Source organism: Streptomyces sp. NK08204 (assembly GCF_020400585.1).
Classification (GTDB): domain Bacteria; phylum Actinomycetota; class Actinomycetes; order Streptomycetales; family Streptomycetaceae; genus Streptomyces.
Window position 1 is genome coordinate 168,656 of record NZ_JAINVF010000006.1, and the last position, 14,715, is coordinate 183,370.

The window sequence follows — 14,715 nt, forward strand, 5'->3', positions numbered from 1 at the left end:
GCCCGTCAGTAACCGCGGTACTGCTGGTTGTTGTACGGGTCCTGGTAGGGGGGCTGCATGGGGCGCGGCGCGGCGGGGCGCATGGCCTCGTACCCCGTGCCCGCCGCCATCGGACCCGCCGCCGGGCGCTGCTGTGGCGCCTGCGGGCCGGGGTAGCCGCGGGGCGCGCTCGCCTGCTGCGGGATGTACGCCGTGGGCGCCTGCTGCAGCGGAGAGGGCTGGGGCGGCTGCGGGTAGCCGTAGGCCGGCACCTGCGGCGACGGGGCCGCCGGGAGCGCAGGAAGCGCCGCCGGCAGGGCGGGCAGGCTGCTGCTCGAGTCGTAGACGGCGGGGACCCGGATCGGGGCGATCTGCGGGGTACCCCGCTCGGCCACGAGCGAGTCGTAGATCGGAGTGTCCGGGAAGGAGGCGGAGTAGTAGCCGCCACCATAAGTGGAGCGGGGGGAGGTCATGGCACATAAGTTAAGCCCACGATGTGCTGGTTGGGGAGACCGATAAGAGGGTTGTTTTCCGTGTCGGCAGGGCCTTGAGATCCCTAATGCGAGCGAACTCGCCAAAAAGGGACTCCGGTCATCGTTTGGATCGCGTAAATGACGAGTTCCTGTTGGGTTACCGTCGGTTGACCGGCGATCTTTCTGTGCCGCTCGGGGGAGTTCCCCGCGCTCGGGAATAGGTTGGGCGGGCAGGGACGACCCGGGACTGCCGGGTGCGCCCGGACGCCGAAAGAATGGGGGCGGACATGTCAATGTCGAAGGGGTCCAACACGCCGGTGCCGAGCAGGGCCCTGCGCGTCGAACTGGGCTGGCGTTCCGGACCCGGCGTGCCCGACGCGGATGCCTCGGCACTGCTGCTCGCCACCGGAAAGGTCCGCTCCGACGCCGACTTCGTCTTCTACAACCAGCCCGCGCACCCCTCCGGCGCGGTGCGCCACGAGGGCAAGCGCGCCGCGCAGGACCGGATCACCGACACACTTTTCGTGGACCTCGCGCGCGTGGAGGAGGCGATCGAGCGGGTCGTCCTCGCGGCCTCCGCCGACGGCGGTACCTTCGGTCAGGTCGCCGGCCTGTACATCGAGGTGACCGACGCGTCCGACGGCACGGTGGTCGCCCGCTTCGACAGTCCCGGCGCCACCCTGGAGACGGCATTCGTTCTCGGCGAGTTCTACCGTCGCCAGGGCAGCTGGAAGTTCCGCGCCATAGGGCAGGGTTACAGCAGCGGACTCGAGGGTCTGGCGACCGACTTCGGGATCACCGTGGATGAGCCCGCGGCCCCGTCCCCGGCGCCGCCCACCGCGCCGCCGGCGCCCGTGCAGCCCCCGGCCGGACCGCTGCTGTCCCCACCGCCTGCGGGAACACCGCTGCCCCCGCCGCCTCCGGGTGCCACGGCCGTTCCCCTGCCGCCGCCGGTGAGCCTGTCCAAGGTCACCCTCACCAAGGCGGCCCCCTCCGTCTCGCTCGCCAAGCAGGGCGGCACCTCCGGAGCCATGCGGGTCAACCTCAACTGGCAGATGCGCACACATCTCCCGGGCTGGGGCGGACGCTGGGGCACCGGACAGCAGAACCTCGACCTCGACCTGTGCGCCCTGTACGAACTCGCCGACGGCCGCAAGGGAGTGGTCCAGGCCCTGGGCAACGCCTTCGGGTCGCTCGACCGGCCGCCGTACATCCACCTCGACGGCGACGACCGCACCGGAGCCGTGGCGAGCGGTGAGAACCTCACCGTCAACCTCGACCACACCCGCGACTTCCGGCGCATCCTGATCTTCGTCACCATCTACGAAGGCGCCTCCTCCTTCGCCGACCTGCACGCCACCGTCACCCTCCAGCCCCAGCACGGCGCCGCCATCGACTTCTCGCTGGACGAGTGCACGGTGCCGTCCACCGTGTGCGCGCTCGCCCTGATCACCAACACGGGCGGCGACCTGCTGGTCCAGCGCGAGGCGCGGTACCTCGTGCCCGAACGCGGCGTGAGCCCGCAGCGGACCATGGACCGCGCCTACGGGTGGGGCATGAACTGGACCCCGGGCCGTAAATAGCGGTACGGGCCGCTGGGCCGGCGGGCCGCCGGTCAGCCCTCGTCGGGCAGGGCGCCGGGACGCGCGTACGTACGGCCCTTCCAGGCCGCCCCGCGTCCCCGGTAGTGCTGCACGGCGGAGTCGACCGTCATGAGGAGATAGAGGAACGCGGTGAACGGCAGCAGCGGGGCGAGCCGGAGCGGCTGCCGGTAGTAACGCAGCATCGGCACGTACGTCCCCGTCATCACCGCCCACGCGAGCGCGCCGGCGACCGCCGTCGCCGTGCTGCCCGTGGTCGCGCCCACGACGACCCCGGCGGGCGGCAGCAGGTACACCAGTGTGAGCCCGGCGACCGTACCGAGCAGCAGCAGCGGGTTGTGCCGCAACTGCGCGTAGGCGCTGCGCGAGACCATCCGCCGCAGGTCGCCCAGCCGGGGATACGGCCGCACGCTGTCCACCCGGTCTGCCAGCCCCAGCCAGACGTGCCCTCCGGCGTCCTTCACCGCGCGTGCGAGCGCCACGTCGTCGATGACGGCCTGCCGGATGGCGTCCGGGATCCGTGCCGTCGCGGCCATGTCCGCGCGCAGCAGCACGCAGCCGCCCGCTGCTGCCGCCGTGCGCGAGCCCTTCCGGCCGATCCGGCGGAACGGATACAGCTGAGCGAAGAAATAGACGAAGGCGGGAACCACCAGCCGCTCCCACAGGCTCTCCACCCGCAGCCGTGCCATCTGCGACACGACGTCGAAGCCTCCGGTGCGGGCCGCCGCCACCAGCTCGCGCAGGCTGTCCGGCGCGTGCGCGATGTCCGCGTCCGTCAGCAGCAGATACTCGGGCCCGCGCGCGCGTGCCCGTGCGATGCCGTGCCGCACCGCCCACAGCTTGCCCGTCCAGCCCGCGGGCGGCTCGCCGGGGGAGTCCACCGTCAGCGGCAGCCCGCCGTACCGCCGGGACAGCTCACGGGCCAGCTGCCCGGTGCCGTCGCTGCTCCCGTCGTCCACCAGGAAGACCTCCGCCCGCCCCGGATAGTCCTGAGCCAGCAGCGAGGGCAGGCTCACGGACAGCACCGCCGCCTCGTCACGGGCCGGGACGACCACACCGACCGAGGGCCACACCTCCGGGTCCCGGCGCGGCGGCAGTCGCACGTCGGTGCGCCAGAAGAACCCCTGGCACAGCAGCAGCCAGCACCAGGCGGCGAAGGACGCGACGGTCATCCACAGGAGGGCGCTCACGGGCGCAGTCTGCCCCACCGGAGGGGTCCACAAGAGCCCATCGTCTATCGTTGCCGGGTGAAGATCGCGCTCATGGACTCCGGAATCGGCCTGCTGGCGGCCACTGCCGCGGTACGGCGCCTGCGACCCGACGCGGATCTCGTCCTCTCCCTGGACCCCGACGGCATGCCCTGGGGGCCACGCACGCCCGAGGACCTCACCCGGCGTGCGCTGGTCGTCGCCGAGGCCGCCGCGGCCCGCGAACCCGACGCCCTGATCATCGGCTGCAACACCGCCACGGTGCACGCCCTGCCCGCCATCCGCGCCCGCCTGGAGCCCGGCATCCCGGTGGTCGGCACGGTCCCGGCCATCAAGCCGGCCGCGGCCGGCGGCGGGCCCGTCGCCATCTGGGCGACCCCCGCCACCACCGGCAGCCCGTACCAGCGCGGCCTCATCGAGAAATTCGCCGACGGAGTCAAGGTCACCGAGGTCCCCTGCTGGGGCCTCGCCGAGGCCGTCGAGTACGCGGAGGAGACGGCCATCGAGGCCGCGGTCGCCGCGGCGGCCGAACTGACACCGGACGATGTGACGACCGTCGTCCTGGGCTGCACCCATTACGAACTGGTGGCGGAACGTATCCGCGCAGCCGTGCAGCGCCCCGGCACCGCCCCGCTCGTCCTGCACGGCTCCGCCGGCGCGGTCGCCGCCCAGGCCCTGCGCCGCATCGGTGAACAGCCCGCCCCCGACGCCTCCGCCGAGGGCACCCTCACCGTGCTCCTGAGCGGGCGGGAGGGTGAGCTGCCCGAGGCCGCGCTGCACTACGCCGAAGGACGGCTGCTGCCCGCCGTCACCCCGCTGCCCGACCGGGCGTGAACCGGTCGGCGACCCCGCTGGGCCGCCCGGAGCAGTCACCCTGTGCGAGCGCGTATCGGCGCAGGGAAACCTGAGTAACCTCGTAGACATGGAGGACCACCCCCACGCCGAGGACGCTCCACACCCCGACGTATGGACGGGCCGTGCCACCAACCGGGTGCAGTGGCTGCTGGCACTGTTCGGCGCGGCCTGCCTGGCGCTGGGCATCGAACTGGCTGTGAACTCGGCCTGGACCTCGGGCGTCGCCCCGCTGGTGATGTCCGTCGTGGGCTGCATCGCGGCCGGTCTGCTGGTCCTCTTCGGCACCCTCGCGTTCGTGCACGTCGATCTCAGGCTCGACAGGGAGTCCCTCGAAGTACGCTGCGGCCACATCGGTGTGCCGCGCCGCCGCATCCCGTTGTCCCAGGTCGCCGGCGCCGACTTCACCGCGCTCGTCACCCCGCGTCACTGGGGCGGCTGGGGCTACCGGTGGCGCCCCGAGAAGGGCACCGCGGTCGTCGTCCGGCGGGGCGAGGGCGTCGTGCTGCGTCTGTGGGACGGCCACACCTTCACGATCACCGTCGACGACGCCGAAGCGGCGGTACGCGCCATCAGGGCCCGGCTGCGGACGATCACCCCGGATGCGGCGCACTGAACCGCCCCCGGGGGAGGCGGTGCGCCTGATCGCCTCGTGGAGGACGTGACGGGGCACTCGGGCATGGTGCGCCGGACCGCCTCGGGCATGGCATCCGCATCACCTGGGCATGGTGCGGCGGGACCGGGCGCGGCTCGCGCGGCCTCAGAGCGGCTGCTCCACGCCCTCGCCCGCCCACGATCGCGCGGTCGCCCACCCGGCCAGAAGCCCCGCGCCCGCCGTCACCGTGGGGAAGCTCAGCGCGTTCCCGACCGCCGCGAGCGCGGCCAGGGCCGTCAGGGCCGTGCCCGCCGAGAGGACGACCGGGGTGGAGCGCGGGCCGCGCCACAGGGCGTAGAGCATCCAGCCGAACGCTGCGGCGAGCAGAAGCACCCCGACGAGCCCCTGCTCGGCGGCCTGCTGGAGCGGGGCCGAGTGCGGCCTGCCGTCGGGTGTCAGTGACTGCTGCGCGGTGGGGCTCAGTTCCCCGAAGCGTCCGGGGCCGGCGCCCAGGGCGGTGTCCCGGTCCGCAAGGCGCAGCGCTTCGTGCCACAGCTGCACCCGGTGCCCGGTGAACCGGCTGTCGAGCGCATCGGCGAGGCCGCCGGGCAGGGCGTCGGCGGCGACCGCCCAGATGGCCCCCGCCATCAGGGCCGCGGCCAGGGCCAGGCCCGCGACACCTGCGCCCCGGTGGGGCATCGCGCCCGCGGCGAGCGAGCACAGCAGGACGACGGCACTGGCCGCGCACCCGGCCGTCGATCCCATGACGGCACCCGTCAGCGCGATCCCGGCCGCGAGGACCCTCATGGCGAGCCGCAGCGCCGGCACGGGCGTGGCCCATGCGGCGCAGCACGCGGCTCCGGTGGCCAGCGTCAGCAGGGCAGCGGTGGCGTCGGCCTGCCCGAGGGGGGCGGCGTAGCGGAGACCGGGAGAGAGACCGGGCTCGGCCACGGCGAGGGCGAGCCCGGCCACGGCACCGGCGCAGGGCGCTGCCACCGGTAGCAGCGCCCCGGAGATCCGGCCCGAGGCATAGCCGGCGGCCACGGCGAGCACCGCGAGCAGCATGCCCTCGGGCCGGCCGTCCCGAGCCGCCGCGGTGATCAGCGACCACCCGGCACAGGACCCGAGCAGGATCATGCCGACCCCGTCAGAAACGTTTCGCCTGGCGCCGTCCGTGTTCATGCCCACCCCGGCCACGGACCTCGTCCCCGTCGACCCCAACCCGCCGCCCCTCGTACCGGTCCCCCGACCTTTCGCAGGCCTCGGCCACGCACCGGGTCCGGCCGTACCGCCGAGGCTCGGCCACACCGTAGCGGCTGATGACCGGTTTGTGGACGAGTTGCGCAGGAAGGTCGTGATTCCCGCCCCTCGGGGCTCGACCGCCCGGTTCAGGGCTCGCGCCCCCGCTCGGAGGTCGGCCTCGGCCGTGCTGTCGGCGCCCTGGTCACGCGCCGTACACTCCCCGGGTGACCGTCACCGCAACTTCCCTGGACCAGTCGGACCAGCTCACCTCGCAACCCGCGCCCGGCGCGCGCGGCAACCGTCTGATGCGCCGTCTGGTGCCGGCCGCCGCCTCCGCGCTCTGCGGCGTGCTGCTCTACCTCAGCTTCCCGCCGCGCACCGTGTGGTGGCTGGCCCTGCCCGCCTTCGCCGGGTTCGCCTGGGTGCTGCGCGGACGCACGTGGAAGGCGGCGCTCGGCCTCGGCTACCTCTTCGGTCTCGGCTTCCTGCTGCCGCTGCTGGTGTGGACCGGCGTGGAGGTCGGTCCCGGTCCCTGGCTCGCCCTGGCCGCCATCGAGGCGGTCTTCGTCGCTCTGGTCGCGGTGGGCACAACCGCGGTGTCCCGGCTGCCGGCCTGGCCGGTGTGGGCCGCCGCCGTCTGGACGGCCGGCGAGGCCGTACGCGCGCGCGTACCGTTCCGCGGCTTCCCCTGGGGCAAGATCGCCTTCGGGCAGGCGGACGGCGTCTTCCTTCCGCTGGCCGCCGTGGGCGGCACGCCCGTGCTCAGCTTCGCGGTCGTCCTGTGCGGGTTCGGTCTGTACGAGGCAGTGCGGCTGATCGCCGAGCGGCGGAGCGGCCGGGCCGTCCGGCGCGCCACCGCTGCCGCCGCACTGCTCAGCGTGGCCGCGCCGGTGGCGGGCGCGCTCGCCGCCCGATCGCTGGTGAGCGACAAGGCGGAGGACGGCACCGCGACCGTGGCCGTCATCCAGGGCAACGTGCCGCGCTCCGGGCTGGAGTTCAGCGCCCAGCGGCGGGCGGTGCTCGACTACCACGCGCGCGAGACACTCAAGCTCGCCGCCGCCGTCAAGGCGGGCAAGGTCGCGAAGCCCGACTACGTGCTGTGGCCGGAGAACTCCTCCGACATCGACCCGTTCACCAACGCCGACGCCGCCGCGGTGATCGACAGTGCCGCCAAGGCCGTCGGCGTGCCCATCTCGGTCGGCGGCGTCGTCGAGAAGGACGGCAGGCTGCTCAACGAGCAGATCCTGTGGGACCCGGCCAAGGGGCCGACCCAGACCTACGACAAGCGGCAGATCCAGCCGTTCGGTGAGTACCTCCCGCTGCGCGGGCTCGTCGGCGCGATCAACAAGAACTGGACCAGCATGGTCCGCCAGGACTTCAGCCGGGGCGGCAAGGCGGGCGTGTTCGACATCGAAGGCACCAAGGTCGGCCTCGCGACCTGCTACGAGGCCGCCTTCGACTGGGCCGTGCGGGACACCGTCACGCACGGCGCGGAGATGATCTCCGTGCCCAGCAACAACGCGACGTTCGACCGCAGTGAGATGACGTACCAGCAGCTCGCCATGTCCCGGGTCCGCGCCGTCGAGCACAGCCGGACCGTCACCGTGCCGGTGACCAGCGGGGTCAGCGCGTTCATCATGCCCGACGGGCGGATCACCCAGAAGACCGGTATGTTCGTGCCCGCCTACCTCGTCCAGAAGGTGCCGCTGCGCACTTCGAAGACGCCCGCCACCCAGCTGGGCGTCCTGCCGGAGATCGCCCTGCTCCTGGTCGCCGCGGGCGGCATCGGCTGGGCGATCGGGTCAGGCGTGCGCGGCCGGCGCGCGGGTGGCGCGTAGCCGTACGACCGTCGTACGCCCCCTGAATCGGCGAAGGTTGCGTGGACCGGCCGGTTAGGGTCGGACGCATGTCTACTCCTGAGTTCATCCGCACCATCAGGGCCTCGGCGGGCCACCAGCTGCTGTGGCTCCCGGGGGTCACGGCGATCGTCTTCGACGACGAGGGTCGCGTGCTGCTGGGCCGGCGCTCCGACACCGGACAGTGGGCGGTGATCGGGGGTATCCCGGAGCCGGGCGAGCAGCCCGCGGTCTGCGCTGTGCGGGAGGTCTTCGAGGAGACCGCGGTGCGCTGCGTCGCCGAACAGGTCGTCCTCGTACAGGCCCTGGAGCCGGTCACCTACGACAACGGGGACGTCTGCCAGTACATGGACATCACCTTCCGCTGCCGGGCCGTGGGCGGTGAGGCGCGGGTGAACGACGACGAGTCGCTGGAAGTGGGGTGGTTCGCGGTGGACGCGCTGCCCGATCTGAACGAGTTCGGACTGTTCCGGATCAAGCAGGCCATGACTGAGGGACCCACATGGTTTGACCCTACGACTTTCGGCTGAACTATGGGCGTCCGCCACATGTGGTGATATGCGGGGCCCGCCTAGGGTCGACACATGACCTCGTCCAGCCCCCCGCTCGCCGCGCAGCCGCAGGCTCAGCTTCTCCCGCTCGACCTCGGCGGCCGGACCGTCCTCGTCACCGGTGCCGCGAGCGGCATCGGTCGCGCCTGCGCGCTTCGCCTCGCTGCGGCGGGCGCACGGGTGAGAGCCGTCGACCGTGACTCGGCGGGCCTGGCCGCGCTGGCGGAACACGCCCGGCGGGCCGGAGACCACGAGGGCACGGTCGAACCGCACACGCTCGACCTCACCGATCTCGACGCCGCCGAGCGCGCCGCCGTAGGCACCGATGTCCTGATCAACAACGCCGGCCTGCAACTGGTGCGCCCCATCGAGGAGTTCCCGCCCGACGTCTTCCACACCGTGCTGACCGTGATGCTGGAGGCGCCGTTCCGGCTCATTCGCGGTGCGCTGCCGCACATGTACGCGCAGGGCTGGGGTCGGATCGTCAATGTGTCCTCCGTCCATGGACTACGCGCCTCGGCCTTCAAATCCGCCTATGTGGCCGCCAAACATGGTCTCGAGGGTTTGTCCAAGACGGCAGCTCTGGAGGGCGCGGCCCATGGCGTGACCTCCAACTGTGTGAACCCGGCCTATGTGCGTACCCCCCTGGTCGAGAAGCAGATCGCCGACCAGGCCCAGGCACACGGCATCCCCGAGGAGCGGGTGGTGTCGGAGGTGCTCCTGAAGGACAGTGCCGTGCGACGGCTCATCGAACCGGAGGAGGTCGCCGAGGCCGTCGCCTATCTGTGCAGTCCCCAGGCGTCCTTCGTCACCGGCACCTCCCTGGTGCTCGACGGCGGGTGGACGGCCCACTGAACGGCCCCACCGAACGGGGCCCCACCGAACGGCCGGTCCGTGCCGGATCCGGGAGTTTTCCACAGGCCGGACGAGTCGGCCCGGCGATGCGGAATCCTGTGACCATGTCTCGCGATCACCTCCGACCGGCCGAGCGTCCCGCTGACGGCCCCGGCGCGCCCCACAGCAGTGCGGACGCCCCGTACCTCGAACTGCTGGCCCGGGACGCCTCCGCAGAGGCGTACGAACAGCCGGTGCTGATGGCCCGCGCCGAGGGCCGGCCTGCCGCGCGTATCGCCGCGCTGGAACACGCCAAGCTGCTGGCGCTGCGCGTCCGCTCGGAGCTGGAGGGACGGCGGCGGCGCGAGGCCGAGCTGTCCGCGCTCTTCGAGACCGCCCACGACCTGGCAGGACTGCGGGACCTGGACGCCGTCCTCCAGGCGATCGTGCAGCGCGCCCGCTCCCTGCTCGGCACGGACGTCGCCTACCTCAGCCTCAACGACCCCGCGCGCGGCGACACCTACATGCGGGTGACGGAGGGCTCCGTCGCCGCCCGCTTCCAGCAACTGCGCCTCGGCATGGGGGAGGGGCTCGGCGGACTGGTCGCCCAGACCGCGCGACCGTACGTCACCGAGGACTACTTCCACGACGACCGCTTCCAGCACACCCTCGCCATCGACTCGGGCGTCCGCGACGAGGGCCTGGTCGCCATCCTCGGCGTGCCCCTGATGCTCGGCCCGCACGTCATCGGCGTCCTCTACGCCGCCGACCGTCGTGCCCGCGTCTTCGAGCGCGAGCAGATCGCCCTGCTCGGCTCCTTCGCCGCGCTCGCCGCCGCCGCCTTCGACACCGCCAACCTGCTCACCGAGACGCGTGCGGCCCTGGCCGGTCTGGAACGCGCCAACGAGATCATCCGGGACCGCAGCGCCGTCATCGAGCGCGCCTCCGAGGTCCACGACCGGCTCGCCGAACTCGTCCTGCGCGGCGGTGGGGTGCACGACGTGGCCGCAGCCGTCTCCCAGGTCCTGGACGGCACGGTCGAGTTCGCCGAGACCATTGCCGCGCCCGCCGACGCGCTGGAGGCCTCACGCGCCGGGGGACATGCCGTACGGCACGGCAGCGACTGGATCGCCGCGGTGGCCGCGGGCGGTGAACTCCTCGGTGCGCTCGTCCTGCACGGGCACCCGGGCCTCGACCCCGTCGACCAGCGCACGCTGGAACGCGCGGCGATGGTCACGTCGCTGCTGCTGCTCGCCCGCCGCTCCGCGGCCGAGGCCGAACAGCGCGTGCGCGGCGAGCTGTTGGACGACCTCCTGGACGCCCGGGACCGGGATCCGCGCCTGCTGCGCGAACGCGCCGCCCGGCTCGACGCGAACCTGGACGCCACCCATGTCGTCCTCGCCGCGCGACTGGACGGCCCGGCCGCCGACGCCGACGAGGAGGCCGCCGCCCGTCGCCGCCTGTGGTCGGCCGCGTCCCACCTCGCCGCCACCCGGCACGGCCTGGCCGCCGCCCGCGACGGCGGCACCGTCCTGCTGCTGCCGCTCGGCCCCGGCGAGACCGCCGCGGACGTGGCCCGCCGAACCGCCCGCCAGCTGGGCACGGCCGTCCACCAGCCGGTCACCGTCGGCGCCTCCGCCCCCGTCACCGATCTCGCCGCCCACACCGACACCGTGACCGCCGCCTACGCCGAAGGCCGCCGCTGCCTGGACGCGCTGCGCCTGCTGGGCCGCGCGGGCGACGGCGCGGCGGCCGAGGACTTCGGCTTCCTCGGCCTGCTCCTCGCGGGAGAACGGGACGTCGGCGGATTCGTCGAGCGCACCATCGGAGCGATCACGTCGTACGACGCACGACGCGGCACGGAACTGCTGCGCACGATCGAGGCGTACTTCGCCTGCGGCATGAGCCCGGCCCGCACCAAGGACGCGCTGCATGTCCATGTGAACACGGTCGCCCAGCGTCTGGAACGGGTGGGCCGTCTGCTGGGCGCGGACTGGCAGACTCCGGCCCGGGCCCTGGAGATCCAACTGGCCCTGCGCCTGCACAGGTTGTCGGTGCCGGAACAGCACTGACCTCCCGCAGGCGAACGCCGTACGGGAGGCCAGCGGGGCCGGGGGAGGAGGGTGGGGCCGCCGGTCAGGCGGTCCGAGCCCCGGCCGCCGGAGTGTCCGCCGTGTCGTCCTCTCCCTCACCGGCCGCCGTCTCCGCGAGGTCCCGGTGCCGCGTCTCCCGGGCCACGCCCACGGCGACCAGAGTCAGCACCGCCGCGGCGATCACGTACAGGGCGATCGGCGTGGAGCTGTCGTAGTCGGCGAGCAGCGCGGTGGCGATCAGCGGGGCCGGCGCGCCCGCGGCCACGGAGGCGAACTGGGCGCCGATGGAGGCGCCCGAGTACCGCATGCGCGTGGCGAACATCTCGGCGAAGAACGCGGCCTGCGGCGCGTACATCGCACCGTGCAGCACCAGCCCGACGGTCACCGCAAGCACCAGGTACCCGAACCTGCCGGTGTCCACGAGCGAGAAGAACGGGAACATCCACAGGCCGACGCCGGCCGCGCCGAGCAGGTACACGGGCCGGCGCCCGACCCGGTCGGAGAGCGCGCCCCAGGCCGGGATCACGGCGAAGTGCACGGCGGAGCCGATGAGTACGGCGTTGAGGGCGGTCTGCTTGGAGACGTCGGCCGAGTCGGTGGCGTAGACGAGGATGAAGGCGGTGATGACGTAGTAGCTGATGTTCTCCGCCATACGCGCGCCCATCGCGACCAGCACGTCCCGCCAGTGGTGCCGCAGCACGGAGACGAGCGGCAGCTTCTCCGTTTCACCGTCCGCCTGCCGGGACCGGGCACGCTCCAAGGCCTCCTTGAAGACCGGCGACTCATCGACAGACAGACGAATCCACAGACCGACCATCACGAGCACACCGGAGAGCAGGAACGGGATCCGCCAGCCCCAGCTGTCGAACGCGTCGTCCGAGAGAACCGCGGTGAGCAGCGAGAGCACACCGGTGGCGAGCAACTGCCCGGCGGGCGCCCCGGTCTGCGGCCACGAGGCCCAAAAGCCCCGTCGGCGCGCATCCCCGTGCTCGGACACCAGCAGCACGGCACCGCCCCACTCACCGCCCAGCGCGAAACCCTGAACCAGCCGCAGCGTGGTGAGCAGTACGGGCGCGGCGCTGCCGACGGTCGCGTGCGTGGGCAGCAGCCCGATGGCGAAGGTCGCCCCGCCCATGAGCACCAGGCTCAGCACCAGCAGCCTCTTGCGCCCCAACCGGTCGCCGTAGTGGCCGAAGACCAGCGCCCCGATCGGCCGGGCCGCGAACCCGACGGCATAGGTCAGAAACGACAGCAGCGTGCCGACCAGCGGATCGGAGTCCGGAAAGAACAGCTTGTTGAACACCAGCGCGGCGGCGGAGCCGTACAGGAAGAAGTCGTACCACTCGATGGTGGTGCCGATGAGGCTGGCGGCGACGATGCGGGGGAGGTTCGAGGGGGCTGGTGGAGCGGTCGCGGGGGAGGACATCGGCACCACTTCCTGGCGTTCGACGGGGACGTTTGCGTGTCGCCACACCGTAGGAACGTGCAGGTCAGAGGCGTATGTGGTGGGACACCATAGTTCTGGGCGTGGGAGTGCGTGCGCTCACCATGGTGGTAGTGCAGGGGCCCCGCGATGGCTTCAATGAGGATGCGGAGGAAACGGTCTGATGTGCGCTATCCGGGCACGATGTGGGGTGGCTGGCTCGGGAGTCAGAGGCTTTATGAGTTCTCGGTGCCGCGGCCGTCGCTGCGTGTTCACGTGCCGCATGGTCCGAGAACCGGCCCTCACCGGGATCACGGGAGTGCGGTCCATCTGACGTGGGGAGGCCCAGGGACGGCCCTGCTTCGGTCGCACTCGCTCGTCGAGCCGGCTGCGGAGGGCCGGTATCACCCAGCGCGGCCGGCGCGGACGGTCCTTGGCGGGCGGGAGGGCCTGACCCGTCGAGGATCATGTCAGGGCACTCGTCCGCGTCGTGGCCGACGAAGCCGCGGCCCGCTCACCCGGCGCGGACTTCAGGGCGTGTATCGCTTCAGGAACGGCTGCTTGCCGTACTCCTGGGCCAGCCGGAGGCGTCGATGCTCTCCGGGGTCGGCGAGGTCGTGCGCGCCAACGGAGTGGCATGATCCCGGCCACGCCGGTGCGGCCGGCGATGCAGGCGTCGAGGTGACGCCACACCGGGGGCAGGTACGTGATGGCGGCGTGGACGAGGCCGGGACTGCGGGTGAACAGGGTCATCGGCATCGCGGTGGCGTGGGGTGGGGCGTCCGGCGTTGTTCCAGTGGATGTGCAACCCGGCGTGATGAGGCGCATGGCGGCCATGGGCAGCCTGGGCCGGCCGCGCAGCGGGTTCACCACGCCCAGGGCGACAAGCCCGTCTGCCTGTGCTTCCGTTCCGGCTCCCTGTCCACCACCGCCCGCAGGGCACGGCTCATGTGTCACGGTGGACCTCTGGCGATCCCGGTTCTGCCTCGTCCCAGCTGCCGCCTGCGGCCACCACGGGCGATCGGGTGAGGCCGATGATGCCCGCCGCCATGAGGCCGACGCCCGCGGCCTCCGGCAGCATGTGCCAGCCCAGCGCGATGCTCTCACCGAACAGCAGGCCGCCGAGGGTCACGCTGATCAGGGCGTCTCCCAAGGTCAGGGCAGGCTGGGAGGCGGCCAGGGTGCCCGCTTGCAGTGTCCACTGGAGCAGCAGCACGCTCAGCAGGCCGGTGGCGGCGCCGGCGTACGTGTGCCAGGTGGTGAGGACCGCGGCGGGTCCTTCCGGGAACCGTGCGGTCACTTCCTTGATGAGCGCGGCGGTGACCGCGAAGCAGGCGGCGGTCGCGGTCCCGAGCGTGGCCGCCTGCAGCGGGCCACGCAGACGCCGGGCCGCGGCCAGCAGGACGGCGACACAGCCTGTCAGCCCGCCGCCGACGGCGAGCCAGCGCCAGTCGTCGGCCCGGTCACCGCCGGGTGACGGGGACGCGCTGAGCAGGAAGACGGCCAGCCCGCCGGCGAGCATCACGAAGGACCGCCACGTCCCGGCGCCGGGACGGCGGCGGAACACCGCCGCGCCGACGAGCAGGGCGAACAGCAGTTCGGTGGCCAGCAGGGGCTGGACCACCGAAAGCTGTCCGGCGTCCAGGGCGACGACCTGGAAGACCGCGGACAGCACCATCGCCGTCGCTCCGGCCCACCAGTACGGACGGCGCAGGAGTCCGGCGAGGCGGGCCACCACCGCTCTGGCGCCGCGGCCGGTGACCTCGTCCGGCTCCACGGCAGCCCGGCGCTGCAGGACGGACGCCGCCGCGTTGGACAGCGCGGACAGCAGGGCCATGGCGACGGTGAGCACGTTCATGCGGATACGTGGTCGTGCAGGAAGATCCGGCCGACGGCCATCGAGCACTCCGTGGGCGGGCGGCGGCAGGCGGAGACGGACCGGGCGAACAAGACGTATCCACCGTAGGCGCGTTCAAAACCTCCCGTGTCGGCTGGGGCCGGCAGGTGG

General features: G+C 72.7%; 12 protein-coding genes. 7 read left to right on the plus strand and 5 right to left on the minus strand.

Annotation, left to right across the window (positions count from 1 at the left end; translation table 11 throughout):
- Positions 1-5: 5 nt before the first annotated feature.
- Positions 6-452: a DUF6643 family protein gene (locus K7G59_RS12425; protein ID WP_225833452.1), complete on the minus strand. Its 447-nt coding sequence runs from the start codon at positions 450-452 to the stop codon at positions 6-8.
- A gap of 293 nt (positions 453-745) precedes the next feature.
- Between K7G59_RS12425 and K7G59_RS12430 the strand changes: the two genes are divergently transcribed.
- Positions 746-2,035: a TerD family protein gene (locus tag K7G59_RS12430; protein WP_225833787.1), complete on the plus strand. Its 1,290-nt coding sequence runs from the start codon at positions 746-748 to the stop codon at positions 2,033-2,035.
- 32 nt (positions 2,036-2,067) lie between these two features.
- On the opposite strand, the gene K7G59_RS12435 is transcribed toward K7G59_RS12430, so the two are convergent.
- Positions 2,068-3,225, minus strand: coding sequence for a glycosyltransferase (locus tag K7G59_RS12435; RefSeq protein WP_225833789.1), 1,158 nt, complete (start codon positions 3,223-3,225; stop codon positions 2,068-2,070).
- Positions 3,226-3,300: 75 nt separating this feature from the next.
- On the opposite strand from K7G59_RS12435, the gene K7G59_RS12440 reads away from it, so the two are divergent.
- Together K7G59_RS12440 and K7G59_RS12445 are read left to right on the plus strand one after the other, a co-directional pair.
- Positions 3,301-4,095 (plus strand): glutamate racemase, encoded by a 795-nt coding sequence (locus tag K7G59_RS12440; protein WP_374114214.1) that lies wholly within the window; start codon positions 3,301-3,303, stop codon positions 4,093-4,095.
- Positions 4,096-4,183: 88 nt separating this feature from the next.
- Entirely contained in the window at positions 4,184-4,729 is a 546-nt protein-coding gene (locus K7G59_RS12445; protein WP_225833454.1) for a hypothetical protein, read from the plus strand.
- Positions 4,730-4,873: 144 nt separating this feature from the next.
- Here the strand turns inward: K7G59_RS12445 and K7G59_RS12450 are convergent, their stop codons facing one another.
- Positions 4,874-5,845, minus strand: a complete 972-nt coding sequence (locus K7G59_RS12450) for an O-antigen ligase (protein WP_225833456.1) — start codon at positions 5,843-5,845, stop codon at positions 4,874-4,876.
- Between the two features lie 329 nt (positions 5,846-6,174).
- Here K7G59_RS12450 and lnt point away from each other — a divergent pair, with 329 nt between their 5' ends.
- From lnt to K7G59_RS12470, 4 genes are all read left to right on the plus strand, one after another.
- The gene (gene lnt, locus K7G59_RS12455) at positions 6,175-7,788 is read left to right on the plus strand and encodes an apolipoprotein N-acyltransferase (protein WP_225833458.1); all 1,614 of its coding nucleotides are present in this window, start codon (positions 6,175-6,177) and stop codon (positions 7,786-7,788) included.
- A 68-nt stretch (positions 7,789-7,856) separates the two neighbouring features.
- Positions 7,857-8,336, plus strand: a complete 480-nt coding sequence (locus tag K7G59_RS12460; protein WP_225833461.1) for an NUDIX domain-containing protein — start codon at positions 7,857-7,859, stop codon at positions 8,334-8,336.
- Between the two features lie 54 nt (positions 8,337-8,390).
- Positions 8,391-9,212, plus strand: a complete 822-nt coding sequence (locus tag K7G59_RS12465; RefSeq protein ID WP_225833463.1) for a 3-hydroxybutyrate dehydrogenase — start codon at positions 8,391-8,393, stop codon at positions 9,210-9,212.
- Positions 9,213-9,316: 104 nt separating this feature from the next.
- A complete protein-coding gene (locus K7G59_RS12470; RefSeq protein ID WP_225833465.1) occupies positions 9,317-11,263 on the plus strand; it encodes a GAF domain-containing protein in 1,947 nt (648 codons plus the stop codon).
- A 64-nt stretch (positions 11,264-11,327) separates the two neighbouring features.
- Here the strand turns inward: K7G59_RS12470 and K7G59_RS12475 are convergent, their stop codons facing one another.
- Both K7G59_RS12475 and K7G59_RS12480 read right to left on the minus strand, forming a co-directional pair.
- The gene (locus K7G59_RS12475) at positions 11,328-12,710 is read right to left on the minus strand and encodes an MFS transporter (RefSeq protein WP_225833467.1); all 1,383 of its coding nucleotides are present in this window, start codon (positions 12,708-12,710) and stop codon (positions 11,328-11,330) included.
- Positions 12,711-13,653: 943 nt separating this feature from the next.
- The gene (locus tag K7G59_RS12480; protein ID WP_225833469.1) at positions 13,654-14,565 is read right to left on the minus strand and encodes a DMT family transporter; all 912 of its coding nucleotides are present in this window, start codon (positions 14,563-14,565) and stop codon (positions 13,654-13,656) included.
- Between the last annotated feature and the right edge of the window lie 150 nt (positions 14,566-14,715).